The organism is Citrobacter sp. EC_71 (assembly GCF_019584005.1).
Lineage (GTDB): Bacteria > Pseudomonadota > Gammaproteobacteria > Enterobacterales > Enterobacteriaceae > Citrobacter > Citrobacter werkmanii.
Window position 1 is genome coordinate 18978 of record NZ_VDAY01000027.1, and the last position, 13386, is coordinate 32363.

The 13386-nt window shown below is 47.5% G+C and carries 14 protein-coding genes; 5 read left to right on the forward strand and 9 right to left on the reverse strand.

Annotation, left to right across the window (positions count from 1 at the left end):
* Positions 1–40: 40 nt before the first annotated feature.
* The 6 genes from zinT to FHD02_RS21395 all read right to left on the reverse strand — a co-directional run bounded on the left by zinT (position 41) and on the right by FHD02_RS21395 (position 5504).
* Positions 41–691: a metal-binding protein ZinT gene (zinT, locus tag FHD02_RS21370; protein WP_042308936.1), complete on the reverse strand. Its 651-nt coding sequence runs from the start codon at positions 689–691 to the stop codon at positions 41–43.
* 88 nt (positions 692–779) lie between these two features.
* Complete coding sequence (locus FHD02_RS21375) at positions 780–1370, reverse strand: ATP-binding cassette domain-containing protein (RefSeq protein ID WP_220394298.1); 591 nt, start codon at positions 1368–1370, stop codon at positions 780–782.
* Positions 1354–2148, reverse strand: coding sequence for an ATP-binding cassette domain-containing protein (locus FHD02_RS21380; protein WP_079224531.1), 795 nt, complete (start codon positions 2146–2148; stop codon positions 1354–1356). Before FHD02_RS21380 ends, FHD02_RS21375 begins: the two co-directional genes overlap by 17 nt.
* Positions 2142–2954 (reverse strand): ABC transporter permease, encoded by an 813-nt coding sequence (locus FHD02_RS21385; RefSeq protein ID WP_137359966.1) that lies wholly within the window; start codon positions 2952–2954, stop codon positions 2142–2144. The genes FHD02_RS21380 and FHD02_RS21385 overlap by 7 nt, the downstream gene beginning before the upstream one ends.
* The gene (locus FHD02_RS21390) at positions 2944–3918 is read right to left on the reverse strand and encodes an ABC transporter permease (RefSeq protein WP_042309315.1); all 975 of its coding nucleotides are present in this window, start codon (positions 3916–3918) and stop codon (positions 2944–2946) included. The genes FHD02_RS21385 and FHD02_RS21390 overlap by 11 nt, the downstream gene beginning before the upstream one ends.
* A complete protein-coding gene (locus tag FHD02_RS21395; protein ID WP_137359965.1) occupies positions 3918–5504 on the reverse strand; it encodes an ABC transporter substrate-binding protein in 1587 nt (528 codons plus the stop codon). Before FHD02_RS21395 ends, FHD02_RS21390 begins: the two co-directional genes overlap by 1 nt.
* A gap of 429 nt (positions 5505–5933) precedes the next feature.
* Between FHD02_RS21395 and FHD02_RS21400 the strand changes: the two genes are divergently transcribed.
* Both FHD02_RS21400 and FHD02_RS21405 read left to right on the forward strand, forming a co-directional pair.
* Positions 5934–8021 carry a TonB-dependent receptor gene (locus tag FHD02_RS21400; RefSeq protein ID WP_137359964.1) on the forward strand — a complete coding sequence of 696 codons (2088 nt, stop codon included), beginning with the start codon at positions 5934–5936 and terminating at the stop codon, positions 8019–8021.
* 341 nt (positions 8022–8362) lie between these two features.
* On the forward strand, positions 8363–8653 hold the full coding sequence (locus tag FHD02_RS21405) for a Bor family protein (protein WP_042309317.1): 291 nt from the start codon (positions 8363–8365) through the stop codon (positions 8651–8653).
* Between the two features lie 128 nt (positions 8654–8781).
* On the opposite strand, the gene FHD02_RS21410 is transcribed toward FHD02_RS21405, so the two are convergent.
* A complete protein-coding gene (locus FHD02_RS21410; protein WP_042308948.1) occupies positions 8782–8988 on the reverse strand; it encodes a hypothetical protein in 207 nt (68 codons plus the stop codon).
* Between the two features lie 166 nt (positions 8989–9154).
* Positions 9155–10678: a cyclic diguanylate phosphodiesterase gene (locus FHD02_RS21415; protein ID WP_220394299.1), complete on the reverse strand. Its 1524-nt coding sequence runs from the start codon at positions 10676–10678 to the stop codon at positions 9155–9157.
* A 237-nt stretch (positions 10679–10915) separates the two neighbouring features.
* On the opposite strand from FHD02_RS21415, the gene FHD02_RS21420 reads away from it, so the two are divergent.
* From FHD02_RS21420 to FHD02_RS21430, 3 genes are all read left to right on the forward strand, one after another.
* Complete coding sequence (locus FHD02_RS21420; RefSeq protein WP_042308953.1) at positions 10916–11188, forward strand: hypothetical protein; 273 nt, start codon at positions 10916–10918, stop codon at positions 11186–11188.
* 148 nt (positions 11189–11336) lie between these two features.
* Positions 11337–11876 (forward strand): cytochrome b, encoded by a 540-nt coding sequence (locus FHD02_RS21425; protein WP_220394300.1) that lies wholly within the window; start codon positions 11337–11339, stop codon positions 11874–11876.
* 172 nt (positions 11877–12048) lie between these two features.
* A complete protein-coding gene (locus tag FHD02_RS21430; RefSeq protein WP_249935519.1) occupies positions 12049–12294 on the forward strand; it encodes a WlaTC/HtrL family glycosyltransferase in 246 nt (81 codons plus the stop codon).
* 130 nt (positions 12295–12424) lie between these two features.
* On the opposite strand, the gene FHD02_RS21435 is transcribed toward FHD02_RS21430, so the two are convergent.
* Positions 12425–13384 (reverse strand): DUF523 and DUF1722 domain-containing protein, encoded by a 960-nt coding sequence (locus tag FHD02_RS21435; RefSeq protein WP_220394301.1) that lies wholly within the window; start codon positions 13382–13384, stop codon positions 12425–12427.
* Positions 13385–13386: the final 2 nt, after the last annotated feature.

The following is a 13386-nucleotide window of genomic DNA, read 5'->3' on the forward strand; positions in this document are numbered from 1 at the left end:
GCCACGGACGGCGGGTATGTACAGATAAACTTAGTCCGGATTAATGGTGCAGCATCTCATCCACCACCTCTTCACCTTTCAACTGATAAGGATAGTAGGTAGGCCAGTTCTCCATCTCTTCGAGCAAGGCTGCCTGCGAGGTATTTCCCATAAAAATATGGAAGTGGCTTGACTTGCGCGGAGCAATTATATGATCGCTGAACTGGACGTATTTAGGCGCTTTGCTATCAGCAGTTTTACACTCAAACAAATAACGTACACCTTTCTTGCCTGATTTGTAGTGCAAGATTTTATATCCGGCATAGTCGTATTTGCATGATGTAACCTGATTACCGGTATGAAATTCCATCACACCGTTTTCAATACCGATGGTGTCTACGTTAGTTGCATAGCCTTGACGGTAATAATCTTTAATCTGTTCTGCCGTTTTGCTTTTATCTTTCTCCGCTTTCTTTTTGAATACCGGATCAAGCTCGCCACTGACCAGGTACGGATAGACAGATTGCCACATGCCATCCCAGTCGGTTAGCGCTCTGTTCTGTACCTGATTATCATCAAACACGCCTTCCGACGCCTTTTTTTCTGTTTCACTCATTGGAACACCATGGGAATGGTGACCGTGAGCCAAAACCTGACCACTGGCTAAAAGCATCCCCAGAGCGATTGCCAGTTTTTTAAAATGAATAGCCAAAATTTCACCCTCAAATCATTTGCGAGTGAAATGTTATAATATAACACCACAATTTAATCAATATCGTTACTGACCAGAACGGGTAAAATTACGGCGTAAGCAGCGTCCGCGTGCAGATCTGATCAAGCAGCGCCTGCTGGTGGCTGATAATCAGCATGCCTAATGGTCGACGCTGGCATTCTTCGAGCAGCAGTACCCAGATATCTCTTTGAATGGAAGGATCGAGCTGGGCGGTAATCTCATCGGCAATAAGAAAACGGGTACGTGGGTCCAGCGCACGAAGTATGGCGATTCGCGCCAGTTCACCACCAGAAAGCTGTCCAGGGCGACGGGTTAACCATTCCGGTTTGATATGCAGGCGGGTAAGGATTTCCGCGCCAGGCCGCCAGGCGTCATGAACCGCATCGCCGGTGCTACGCCGTGGGTTAAAGGTTAATTCCGGATGCTGTGGTACCAGTTGCACCGGGCAATATTGATGCATCGGTAGCGGCTGGTCATCGATAAGAATGTCGCCCGAGGTCGGCTTTTGCCAGCCCGCCAGCACACGTCCCAACGTCGTTTTGCCGGTTCCGCTGGGCGCACAAATCCCAATACGTTCACCGGGGTGCAAGGAGAAAGAAAGGTTTTGCCACAGCACCTTCCCTCCCTGACGAATCACGACATCACGACAGCACAGCATCCCGCACTCCAAACAATTGATTTCTCTCAGGCAGAGCCTGCCATTGACGTTGCAGATGCTCGCTAATTTCCCCGCGCAACAGCTGTTCACGACTAACGTTATCCGACACGCTTCCCTGGTGCAGCGCGACGATGCGATCCGCATGGCGGGCCGCCAGCGTGAGATCGTGCGTCACCCATAAAACACCAGCCCCCTGTTCACATAAACCACGCAACTGCTCAAGCAGTTGATTAGCCAATGGCGCATCAAGCCAGGCGGTAATTTCGTCAGCCAGAATATAGCGGGCCTGACTCAGCGACGCGTGACAGGCCAGAACACGTTTCGCCATACCGCCCGAAAGCTGACGCGGGAAAGCATCTAATACGCTGGTTTCCAGTTGACTACGCTGGAGCAATTTTTCTATTTTTCCGGCATTCCAGGTTTGGCCGGAGAGCTGACTTGCTCTACGTAAATGCTTTTCAATTGAGAGCAGCGGATTCAGCGCCTGAACGCCTTGCGGGACATAGCTGAAGGTATTGCCCCGACATTCGCGGATGTCTTGACTGTTCAGCATTTTGCCATCAAGGGTTATTGCACCGTGCAGGCGCAAATTTTCCGGTAAAAGATCGAGCAGACATTGCAGGAGCAAACTTTTCCCTTCACCACTTCCCCCAACTAATGCCACCATCTGACCGGGCGCAACGTCGAAAGAGATATCCTGCAACAGCGGAGACCATTTTCTCGCGCCGAACCAACGATAACGCGCCACGTCCAGCGAGACCTGTTTCAAACTCAACATATGTCACCTCGCAACCACAAACGATGCACTGCCCTCGCGAGCTGATCGAATAACATCACCAGGCTGAATAACATCAGCCCCGGAAACAACACTAACCACCAGTCGCCATGACTGATGAACCGCAGAGCATCCGCCAGCAGTAGACCCAACGAGGGTTCATGCGGCGCCAGTCCAAAGCCAAGGAAACTCAACGCCGCGCTGTGCAGCACCGCATGGGGGAACATCAGCAATGTTCCCGTGAGCCACTGGGGTAACAGCGCCGGTAGATAGTGATGTCGCCAGCAGTAAAAATGACCATGTCCCAGACGCCACGTCAGCGTCAGATAATCGCTATGGGCAACGCGCTCGGCCTCAGCACGCAGAATCAATGCGAGGCGCGGCCAGTGGGTTAGCGCCACCGCCATGATCACCCCACTTTTCCCACCGCCCAGAGTAAAACAAATCAAAATAAGCAGCAGCAGATGCGGCATCGACAGCATGGCATCAGTTATCAGACGCATAAGCACGTCCAGACGAGGATGCAGGCGAGAAACCGCCGCCATCATTAATGCAATGAAGCCGCTGCACAAGGCCGCGCCAATACCAATTTGCAGACTGGTTAATGCCCCCTGAAAGCAACGCACCCACAGATCGCGACCGAGGTTATCGGTACCGAACCAGTACAGTGCATCGGGGGGCAGATGACGGGCAAGTAAATTCACGCTCAACGGGTTGTCCAGCGTGGCTGCGCCATACACCGCAATGAATAGCAGGCAGCTGAAAGAGAGCACCAGACGAATAAGCGTCGGCGTCGGATTATAGAGCATCGGGTCGCTCCAGAGCACGGTTCAACACATGAACAAACCAGGTCGAAAGTGAATTGCCAATGAAAACCAGCACGGTGCTAAATAAAACGATCCCCATGAGTAACGGTAGATCGCCCCGCAATCCGGCATCAATGGTCGCCTGCCCAAGCCCGGGATAAGCAAAAACCTTTTCTGCCAGCAGTGCGCCCCCCAACAGTTCTCCCAGCGAGGCGAACTGCAGGCACAGCGCGGGCGTGATAGCGTGGCGCAGAACCTGATGGCGCAACAGTGACCAACCTTTGTCACCCTGAGAGCGCGCAAAACGGACAAATTCGCTCTTCATGACGCTGGCGATACTTTCCCGCGTATGAAGCGTAATCTGCCCCAGCCCCAGCAAACTTAGCGCACAAACGGGAAGCACCAGATGGCGCAGACGCTCGGTTAGTGTCGCCATATCGCTGTTGTTGCCCGGCTCCCACGCACAGCATACCGGGAATACCGGCCAACGAACGGCAAATAACGCCAGCAGCAGCATGCCAATCCAGAAGGTCGGCAACGAGGACAGCAGATAACTGAGACGACAAATTGCTTTATCCGGCCAGCGATTAAGGTAGCGTCCGGCGACAAATCCCATTGCCGTCCCCACTATACCGGAGAGCAGCCATGCGCCGCTAAGCAGCGCAAACGAGGTAGCAAAGCGCTCCTTGATCACGCTGGCAACCGGCGCATTAAACAACATCGAGTAGCCGAGATCGCCCTGCAATACCCGTATAAACCAGTTACCAAAACGCTCCCACAGTGGCTGGTCCAATCCCCAGCGAGCGGCGATACGCGCATATTGTTCCGGCGGCACGTGCAGGAGATCGTTGCCGATATAGGCGCGAATCGGATCGACCGGAGAAAAGCTGAGCAGCACAAAAGTGCCAGCCGCAACCAGCACTAATAACACTATCAGCCGGAGAAAATGGCCCACTACAGACTTCATCAACGACAGGTCCAGGTCCATTCATCCAGATTATTGAGCAATGACCAGCTCCCGTGAATTTCCGGTGCGCCTTTGCCTAAGTCAATACATGGATTTGCCAGGTAAGTGTGCTGAATATTCAATAACCATGCCCATGCGGCATCGCCCTGTACACCAGCGCCTTGCTTGCCATCCCACTCAACCTGTTGCCAGAAAGGCAGCGCTTTTTGCCAGTCCGGTGCATCAATAGCCTGTTTGAGATGCTCTTCAACGACAGAATTACTGTAGTAACCGGGATTGTAATACTCCACGCCAGCAGCCTGATTGCTGTAATGATGGAACAGTTCCATGGGATCCAGGCTTCCCCAACCAAACAGCGTCGGGTTGGCATGCATATGACGCTCAACGGTTTCCCAGCTTCCGGATTGCAATGATACCTGGATACCCACAGGCTCCAGCATCGCACGGACTGCTTCGGCTAAATCCCGGCGGGTACTGTCACCGCTGGCATACCATAAAGTCAGGCGCGCCTCTTTGCCCTCTTTCACTCGTACACCGTCTTTCCCCACTTTCCAGCCAGCTTCTTCCAGAATCATTCGTGCTTTTTCGCTGTCGCCATCTTTGAACGCGACTGACGGCCCCTGCCACGGCAGGCCCTGAACCGCGCTATAGGCGGGGATCGCATGACCTTCCATAACCTGATCGGCGAGCTGCTTACGATCAATAGCGTAATTGATGGCGCGTCTGATCGCGACATCGGCTGTGATATCGTTACCAATTGGATAACCATTGGCGTCTTTTTTACCTGCAGGAATCATCGGGAACACAATGCCCCGATTCTCCACGCTGTTACGCACCCACAGTTTCAAATTCTGCTGCTGAGGGGCGACCGCCATCGAAGGCGCAATACGTACTAATCCCAATTGCCCACTGCGCGCTGCGGCATAAGCGTTATCTTCATCAAGGAAAACAAACACCAGCTTGCTGAAATCATTTTTCTTACCGGCATACCAGGGGTTAGCCTCCACAATCAGTTGCTGCCCGGGTTGGAAACTCACCAACCGATAAGGACCTGCACCAATCGGATGTTTGGCGAATGTTTTTTCGTTATATAGCTTTGCCGGAACAATGCCTAAAGATCCCAGCACATTCACAAAGGTGCTCTGCGGGTTACTCAGTGTCACTTCTACCGTGCGGTTATCTTTCAAACTGGCATGAGCGAAGTTCCCCATGTCAATTTTCCCACCGCTTTTTGCTGCTTTGTTATAGGTGAACACAACATCTTCAGCGGTTAGCGGCGAACCATCAGAAAATTTAAGGTCAGGTTTTAGCGTCAGCGTCCAGGTTTTGCCATCAGCGCTGGTCACCACCTTCTCCGTCAGCAGGTTTCCCCAGCTCATATCTGCATTTTGTTTTAATAACGGTGCATGCAAAAGCAAATAGCTGCCATGACTCCAGCCCAACATCGGGTCAAACCCTTCCGTTGGCTCTGGTCCAATCGCCAGTTTTAACGTCTGACCTGCGTCCGCATTCTGCGCGGCGAGGAGTGGTGAGGTTAATGCGAGAGTCAATGCACACGTCAGGAGTGCCAGCTTGCCTTTGATCATTATTTTATCCAGATTTGCGTTATGTATATGCCGCTTAACGATGCCTTGTCGTTAAGCAGTCTCCTGGGAAAGGGATTATGGCGAAGAGAATTGGCGAAAAAAATGATGCGGCGCAGAAAAGTATGACGATTTTCTAAAATTATCATACTTTTTTCTGATACTCCGTTATGAGTACGATATGAACCCCAGAAAAAGTTTAAAATTTAGCGATTTATTCATTAACATATTAATTTATATCTAATAATTCCACATAGAGACTATTGTAATCCCTACCATTCCCTTGCGCTAAATTAATGACAATTTATGTATATTTATTCAAGAAAAACACCAGAAGTGACAAGTTATGTAAATTTGTAATGATAATTATTTGTATTATCATTTCCATCAATTATCTTACTGCCTTTGAATTTTAACAAAGGAAGTTTGACTATGCGTTTAAAACCTGTTGCCTCTGTCGTTCTGTCCTGTCTGGGTTTCACCAGCCCCCTGGTTTTTGCTGAAGATGTCATGGTCGTCACCGCCTCCGGTTACGAAAAGAAAATTACCAACGCAGCCGCCAGTGTTTCCGTAATTTCACAGCAAGAGTTACAAACCAATAAATATAATGACTTAGGTGAAGCCCTGCGTTCAGTAGAGGGCGTGGATGTTGAAAGCAGCACCGGTAAAACCGGTGGTCTGGAGATCAGCATCCGTGGTATGCCTGCGAGCTATACCCTGATACTGATTGACGGTATTCGTCAAAACGGCAGCAGCGATGTAACGCCAAACGGCTTCTCTGCCATGAATACCAGCTTTATGCCACCGCTGGCGGCAATCGATCATATCGAAGTGATCCGCGGCCCAATGTCGACGCTGTATGGCTCCGACGCAATCGGTGGCGTGGTGAATATCATTACCAAAAAAAGTACCGATAAATGGAGCACCTCCATCAATACCGGCGTTAACCTGCAAGAAAGTAATAAATGGGGTAACAGCACGGTCGCCAACTTCTGGTCCAGCGGTCCGTTAATCGCAGGCGTGCTGGATATGCAGGTTCGCGGAAGCACAACGCAGCGCCAGGGTTCAAGCGTCACCTCTTTGAGCGATACTGCCTCTACTCGCGTACCCTATCCTACTGAATCTGAGAACTATAATATCGGCACCCGACTGGACTGGAAAGCTAATGAGAACAATACATTGTGGTTAGATCTCGACTCTGCCAGACAGCGCTATGACAATGACGATGGACAGTTGGGCAACCTGACGGGAGGTTATGATAAAACGCTGCGCTATGAGCGTAACAAAGTGACTCTCGGCCACGATACCGCCTTAACGTTCGGCACCTGGAAATCATCCCTCGGCTGGAATGAGACCGAGAACAAAGGCCGACAACTGGTCTCCTCCGCACTCACGCCGGAAAACGCTGGCCGCGCCGGTGATGCGCGTGAACTGAAAAACACTAACGTCATTCTGGACTCAGTGCTGCTGACGCCATTAGGTGACTCACACCTGTTAACCCTTGGTGGGGAATACTGGGATGCGCGAATGAAAGACGGTGTTGTACTGGCCAATACCGGCGAGACGTTCCACCAAAAAACGTGGGCAGCCTACGCGGAAGATGAATGGCATATACTCGACTCATTGGCGTTAACCGCAGGTACCCGTTATGAGCATAATGATGTGTTTGGCGGCCACCTGAGTCCTCGCGCCTATATGGTTTGGGATGTCTCCGATGAGTGGACGCTCAAAGGCGGTGTCACGACAGGTTATAAAGCGCCATCACTCAGCCAGTTGCATAACGGCATTAGCGGCGTAACTGCGCAAGGAACTGTTAATACTGTCGGTAACCCTGACCTCAAGCCGGAAGAAAGTATCAGCTACGAAACCGGGCTATATTATGAAAACGAGGCCGGACTGAACGCCAACGTTACCGGCTTCTATACCGAATATAAAAATAAAATTGTCTCGTATTCTATCGATGATAATACCAACAGCTATACCAACAGCGGTAAGGCAAGGACCGATGGTATTGAATTCGCCAGCACCTTCCCTGTCTGGTCGGACGTACTGAGTTTATCCCTCAACTACACCTACACACAGAGCAAACAAAAAGATGGTGATAATAAAGGCGCGCCGTTGAGCTACACCCCCAAGCATATGGCTAACGCTCGCCTGAACTGGCAGGCTACAGAAGATATGAACGCCTGGTTGAGCGCCCGTTATCGCGGTAAGGCGCCACGCTTTACCGAAAATTACGAGAACCTCAGCGCGGTACAAAAGGCGGTGTATGACGACAAAGGTGCGGATTTAAAAGCCTGGACCGTTCTCGATATGGGAATGTCTTATAAGTTGACCAAAGACCTGACGCTAAATACGGCAGTCAATAACGTACTGGATAAAGACTTCAGCGAAGTTAAACTGTACCAGGTGGGCCGTAATAGCACCTATGCAGGTGATTACTATCAGACTGCGCAATCCACCACTGGATACGTAAATCCAGGCCGTAATTATTGGGTTTCTTTAAACTATCAGTTCTAATTTTAAAATGTTTTATTGGCAGGGCTATCTCTGATAGCTCTGTTCAAATACGTAACTGTTCGAGACCTCACTTATATAGTATTGATGTTTCCGAGAAAAACACATTAACTCCCATATATTTTATCCACTTTAATGCTGACATTGATAAAATGTAAGCTGATATCGCAAGCAATCACTAATGTTCTACAAAGTCGAAACAGAAAATTCATTACTCATTTATCTAACTAAATAATAGATAAACAGTCAGCATAATAGTGCCAGACATAAGTGCTGGTCGGATATGTACCAGCAGCATTAAAGAAGAACATTTGCTCTCTATCCCACACTATAAAATGGTAAAAATAAAAAAGTTAATGATTGCAATTATTGCGGCAACAGCTCTATCCGGTTGCGCTCAGCAAACCTTTAAAATCAACAACGGCATTGCAGAAAAACCCTCTCAGGAAACCAGACAGAATTTTTTCATTAATGGTATTGGCCAGTCACAAACCATCGATGCAGCTTCTGTATGCGGCGGTGCAGACAAAGTTGTTCGTACAGAAGTTCAGGAGTCTGGTATGGATGTTTTCTTGCGCATCATCACGATTGGCATCTATACTCCTCGGGAAGCCAGAGTATATTGTTCTAAATGATATTTTAAGCAGGTGTTTTCAGGAATACCTGCTTAACTTTACTGATGGTTAATAATATTGATCATTACTGAGAAATGGCATTAGCAACACAACAAACACCGTAATAAAACATAAGAACAATTAAACAATTAGTACAGAAATATCCCTTCCAGTATCAGTAAGTACGTTGCCAAAACAATAGCTCCGGCGATACCGCCTACAAACAGAACTGCAGCAATAGCTAATTGATCGCGGTTTGAGTACTGAACTCTAGTGCGCGCAGCCAACTTTTTCTTATGTACTACCGTCACTTCGCGACTTGAAGTGTGTCCCTTAGTAAAGGTTATATCTGTCATACTGTTATCCGTTTGCTGTATGTGAGAACGCAAATAACCGCTACACAACTAAGGATATGCTCTTTGAATAACACAGTCTGAGATTCATCTCACGATAAAGAAAAAACAGGTTTTCTACGACCAATTCCTCCCCATTCTCACTTCTATCAACAAGATACCTTCCATTTTATTCGACAAAAACCTTCACTTTGGGTTTTGAAAGCAGAATAAGAATAAACTCAGTAAAAGTGACCGGTTTATAAAAGTAGTAGCCTTGCAGGAAAACAATGTTGTTTTTGTTGAGATAATCAAGCTGCGCCTTCGTTTCAACACCTTCAGCAACAATGCTTAATGACAGCTTACGTGCCAGGTCGAGGACACAATCTAAAATTCGGGTTGAATCAGGCAGGTCATTTACCCGTCCCACAAAACTCTGATCGATTTTGATATAGTCAATGTGCAGATCATGCAAGTAAGAAAGTCCAGAATAGCCTGTACCAAAATCATCTAACGCAATGACAAAACCATTTTCATGAAGCGTATTGAGCCTCTGCACAAGATCATCATCCACATGCAGCGGTTCTCGTTCAGTCACCTCAATCACCAAATTTAAATCATTACGGCTGAAACTGTCTCTGTAGCGCAGGCACTCCTCCACAAACGTAGGGGAAGTGATATGGGATGCGCTGAAGTTAATTCCGACATGGAAGCCGGATGACAATTTGCTGGCGATGGAGTGCATATTCGCAGCGACCTGCCTCATCAAGCTTTGAGTCAGCGGCACTATCAGACCTGATTTTTCGGCAACTGGAATAAAAGAGGCCGGAGAGATATACCCAACCCTTGGGTGCTTCCATCTGGCCAGCACCTCGACACCGCGTAACGTTCCATCGCGACCATTTACGATTGGTTGATAAAAAGGCACTATCTCCCCTTTATCTATCGCTCTGCGCAACGTTTCTTCAGGGGTATCATCCTTATTCAAATATTTATCGATGGCATAAGCCACAGCGACCGAGATCAGCAGGATGAAAATCAGAATTCCCAGACCATTAGTGACGAGCCTTTTTAAGCTAAATAATGGAGGCTGTTCGAAAATAATGCTGAAGGGATACTTTGCAGAATTCACTTGACCAGACTGCTGCGCACTCGCCTTGAAGACTTTCACTTCCGTCGATGAACCAAGCACTTTGTCGCCTACCCGCAATGAATAGGTCAGTCCTTTTAATGGGACATTCAATGCGCCCCTGATATGCACCCCACTTATCGTGATAATGATACTACTTGTTTGAAAATGAGTTTGATAAAGTAAAACGGGTATCTCATTCACGGTATTTTGTGCAGAGGCCAACAGCAAATTCGTATCAGGTATCACGGGTATCTGTTTCAACAAGATCCGATTACCTGGCAGTGAGGTACACCAAACCTTCCCTTGTCGGATAATAATCAGCGTTCGTAAATGGGGCCGAAGCGCAGCTTCAGTTCCGAGCTGGTATTGGCTCTCCAGGTCGCATTTTTTTTCAGCGATGCGCTTAGCGGTACCCGTTGCCTGAAAAGCTTCATTAAGTATGTTGTCCATATTTTTCGCGGCATATCGTGCCCCACCAAGAGCTTCCATTGATGAGGAATACCAAAGCTGCATATTGAGAATAAAAACACCGATTACGAACAGACATATCGCAGCAAGTATCGGTAACAGTGCTTTGCGCATTCTTATATCCTGTGGCGAAAAATGAACACGTTAAAACGGACGTTGACTGAATCATGTTTGTCTCTACAGAGCATGGTCGACAGCAACATAAATCGCCATGAAGCCAATCACTTTTTCTAAATCTCATCATAACGCATTGATTAATAGTAAATAATCATTGTGCATTTTCAGAGCAATAGCAGTATTGCCCCACATTTAATTTGCTATGATGAGAAGGCATAATCAGGAGGAGAGCAAATGAAAATCTTTATTACTGACAATGACGGAAATCTGATCCCCATTGATGGGAAAAGCGTTGTCATCGAATTGAATAATGGCAAAACGATTGAAATCGCCGAGGAATACGGCAGAGACGACATTCCGGAAGGGATCAATCTCTGGGGAGGAAGGGAACCGTCTCCTTCCCTCCCATTTGAGGAAATCAAGGCCAGAACAGAAAGCCTCGGCGTTTACCCCATTGCAGCCAATGCTCTACATGTTTTCCCGTATAAAATTTCGTCGAAAAATTGAATCCTGACAAACTCGCAATGACCCCTATCAACTATGCGATCGTTTTACCCGAAATAGAAATAACAAAATCCTAATCTCTTAATGAAGATAAGGATTTGTTAAGCTCAATACGATACGGTTGTGGTGGCGCATCATTCGAGGAAAAATAATGAGCAGATTCTCAAGAATTCAGATTCACTTGCACTGGCTAACTCTGGTGTTAATCGCGATAACCTATGCCACAATGGAATTTCGCGGTTGGTTTCCCAAAGGCAGTGCCTCCTATCTGTTGATGAAAGAAACACACTATAATGCAGGTGTATTTGTCTGGTGTTTAATGATAATACGTGTAATTCTCAAACATAAGTATGACGATCCAGCTATCACACCTACGCCCCCCCAGTGGCAGAGGATATCAGCCAAATTAATTCATATCATGCTCTATGTCTCTTTTCTGGCGCTACCGTTATTAGGTGTCTTGACGATGGCTTACGGTGGAAAGAGTTGGTTTTTTTTAGGTTTAAACATCCCCTCTTTCGTTCATAGCAATGATGAAATAAAGGCCGTCGTGAAAGCTATTCATGAAACTCTGGCAAATGTAGGCTATTTCTTGATTGCAGCCCATGCTGGTGCGGCATTATTTCATCACGCCATACAGAAGGACAATACACTTTTAAGAATGATGCCTGAACATAAACATCTGAAATGACAAGATTAGAAACATAGGCACTAAAAAACGTAGAAAGTATTAGTTTATTTATTATTCACTATAATGCTTATATTTCTTTCTACCCCCTCATAACATAATCATCCCCGGGGGACGTCAATTCATATTGACGTCGCCCCTTGTATATCAGATAAACACACAGTATAAGCACTGTGTGTTTATACAGATAAAGGCAAGTAACAATTATGAATTGGTTTGTCAGTGCCAAATAAAAACGCTTAGAAACAATATTGTTGATGATGACCAGGGTATTTTTATAATGTGCTACCATTTTAAACCTCAATTAATCAAACTAAATCATCTCGGTAAGAATCGATGGTTTAATTTTTTTAAACTGTATGGCAGGAATGATTTTGTTTCTTTTTCACGAAGGTTAAAAGTAACACTTATCGGGAAATAATATTAAATTGTAGACATACACAATACCGATAAAGGTAAAACTGACGTCTACTATGAGCGAAGAGCGGTAATTAAAGATTTCGAACACGACATAAATTATCACTCTGCTCGGTTCTGTTTATCAGTCATGATCAATTAACAGTCAGTCGCAATGCTAATTCTTGCGGATAGGGATCAAAGTAATTCTGCGTCAGTAGATAATCGTCCGGGTATTCCGCCAGATAATGTTTCAGCAACGTCATCGGGGCCAGGATGGGTAGTAGTCCTGCGCGGTAATGAAGGATCACCTCGCGCAACTCGCCGCGCTGACGCATTGTTAACTGATTACGGAAGTACCCCTGAATGTGCATAAGCACGTTTGTGTGGTTTTTACGTGAGGCTGGTTTCTTCAGAATTGTCATTAAATTATCCCGGTAGACCGCAAAGAAAGCCTCCAGATCCTCCCATTCATGCAGTGATGCGACAAATGGGCCAATTTGCCTATATCCGGCCTGATGGTGAGCCAGCAATTGCAATTTATAACGGCTATGAAAATCCAGTAGAGCCCGCCGCGTCAGGCCATTTTTGCGCAGCATATTGAGCTCTTGTAGTGCGAAAACCCTTTCGACGAAGTTTTCGCGTAGGACCGGATCGTGCAGTCGCCCGTCTTCTTCTACCGGTAGCCACGGATATTTCTCCATCAGCGCGGCGGTAAACAGTCCCACCCCGTCTTTACGCCCGCGATTGCCTTTATCGTCATATAAGCGCACACGTTCCATTCCACAGCTGGGGGATTTTGCACAGACGATAAAACCGGACAGTGTGTCCAGCCCTGCCAGATACCGCTGGCACAAGTCAGCCATTTCGTCGGTCACGTCTTCGTGAGGTGCGTGACTAAAACGCATGCGAATATCCCCGACAGTCGTTTGCACCAGGCGCAGCGCTGGCCTAGGGACAGGCAAACCTATCGCCATCTCCGGGCAAACAGGCTGGAAAGTCACCCACTGGGCTAGTTTCTCCATCGCAAATTCTGCCCGTTTATGCCCGCCGTCAAAGCGGACGGCAGATCCCGTTAAACAGCCACTGATCCCAACGATGGGTTGCATTTTCATGA

What these genes read in the sequence shown, in the direction of transcription:
- FHD02_RS21375 (WP_220394298.1), bottom strand. Translation starts at nt 1,370, where the DNA reads ATGCTGTGCTGTCGTGATGTCGTGATTCGTCAGGGAGGGAAGGTGCTG.
- FHD02_RS21415 (WP_220394299.1), bottom strand. Translation starts at nt 10,678, where the DNA reads ATGCGCAAAGCACTGTTACCGATACTTGCTGCGATATGTCTGTTCGTA.
- FHD02_RS21380 (WP_079224531.1), bottom strand. Translation starts at nt 2,148, where the DNA reads ATGTTGAGTTTGAAACAGGTCTCGCTGGACGTGGCGCGTTATCGTTGG.
- FHD02_RS21395 (WP_137359965.1), bottom strand. Translation starts at nt 5,504, where the DNA reads ATGATCAAAGGCAAGCTGGCACTCCTGACGTGTGCATTGACTCTCGCA.
- FHD02_RS21435 (WP_220394301.1), bottom strand. Translation starts at nt 13,384, where the DNA reads ATGAAAATGCAACCCATCGTTGGGATCAGTGGCTGTTTAACGGGATCT.
- FHD02_RS21420 (WP_042308953.1), top strand. Translation starts at nt 10,916, where the DNA reads ATGAAAATCTTTATTACTGACAATGACGGAAATCTGATCCCCATTGAT.
- FHD02_RS21425 (WP_220394300.1), top strand. Translation starts at nt 11,337, where the DNA reads ATGAGCAGATTCTCAAGAATTCAGATTCACTTGCACTGGCTAACTCTG.
- FHD02_RS21390 (WP_042309315.1), bottom strand. Translation starts at nt 3,918, where the DNA reads ATGAAGTCTGTAGTGGGCCATTTTCTCCGGCTGATAGTGTTATTAGTG.
- FHD02_RS21385 (WP_137359966.1), bottom strand. Translation starts at nt 2,954, where the DNA reads ATGCTCTATAATCCGACGCCGACGCTTATTCGTCTGGTGCTCTCTTTC.
- FHD02_RS21400 (WP_137359964.1), top strand. Translation starts at nt 5,934, where the DNA reads ATGCGTTTAAAACCTGTTGCCTCTGTCGTTCTGTCCTGTCTGGGTTTC.
- FHD02_RS21410 (WP_042308948.1), bottom strand. Translation starts at nt 8,988, where the DNA reads ATGACAGATATAACCTTTACTAAGGGACACACTTCAAGTCGCGAAGTG.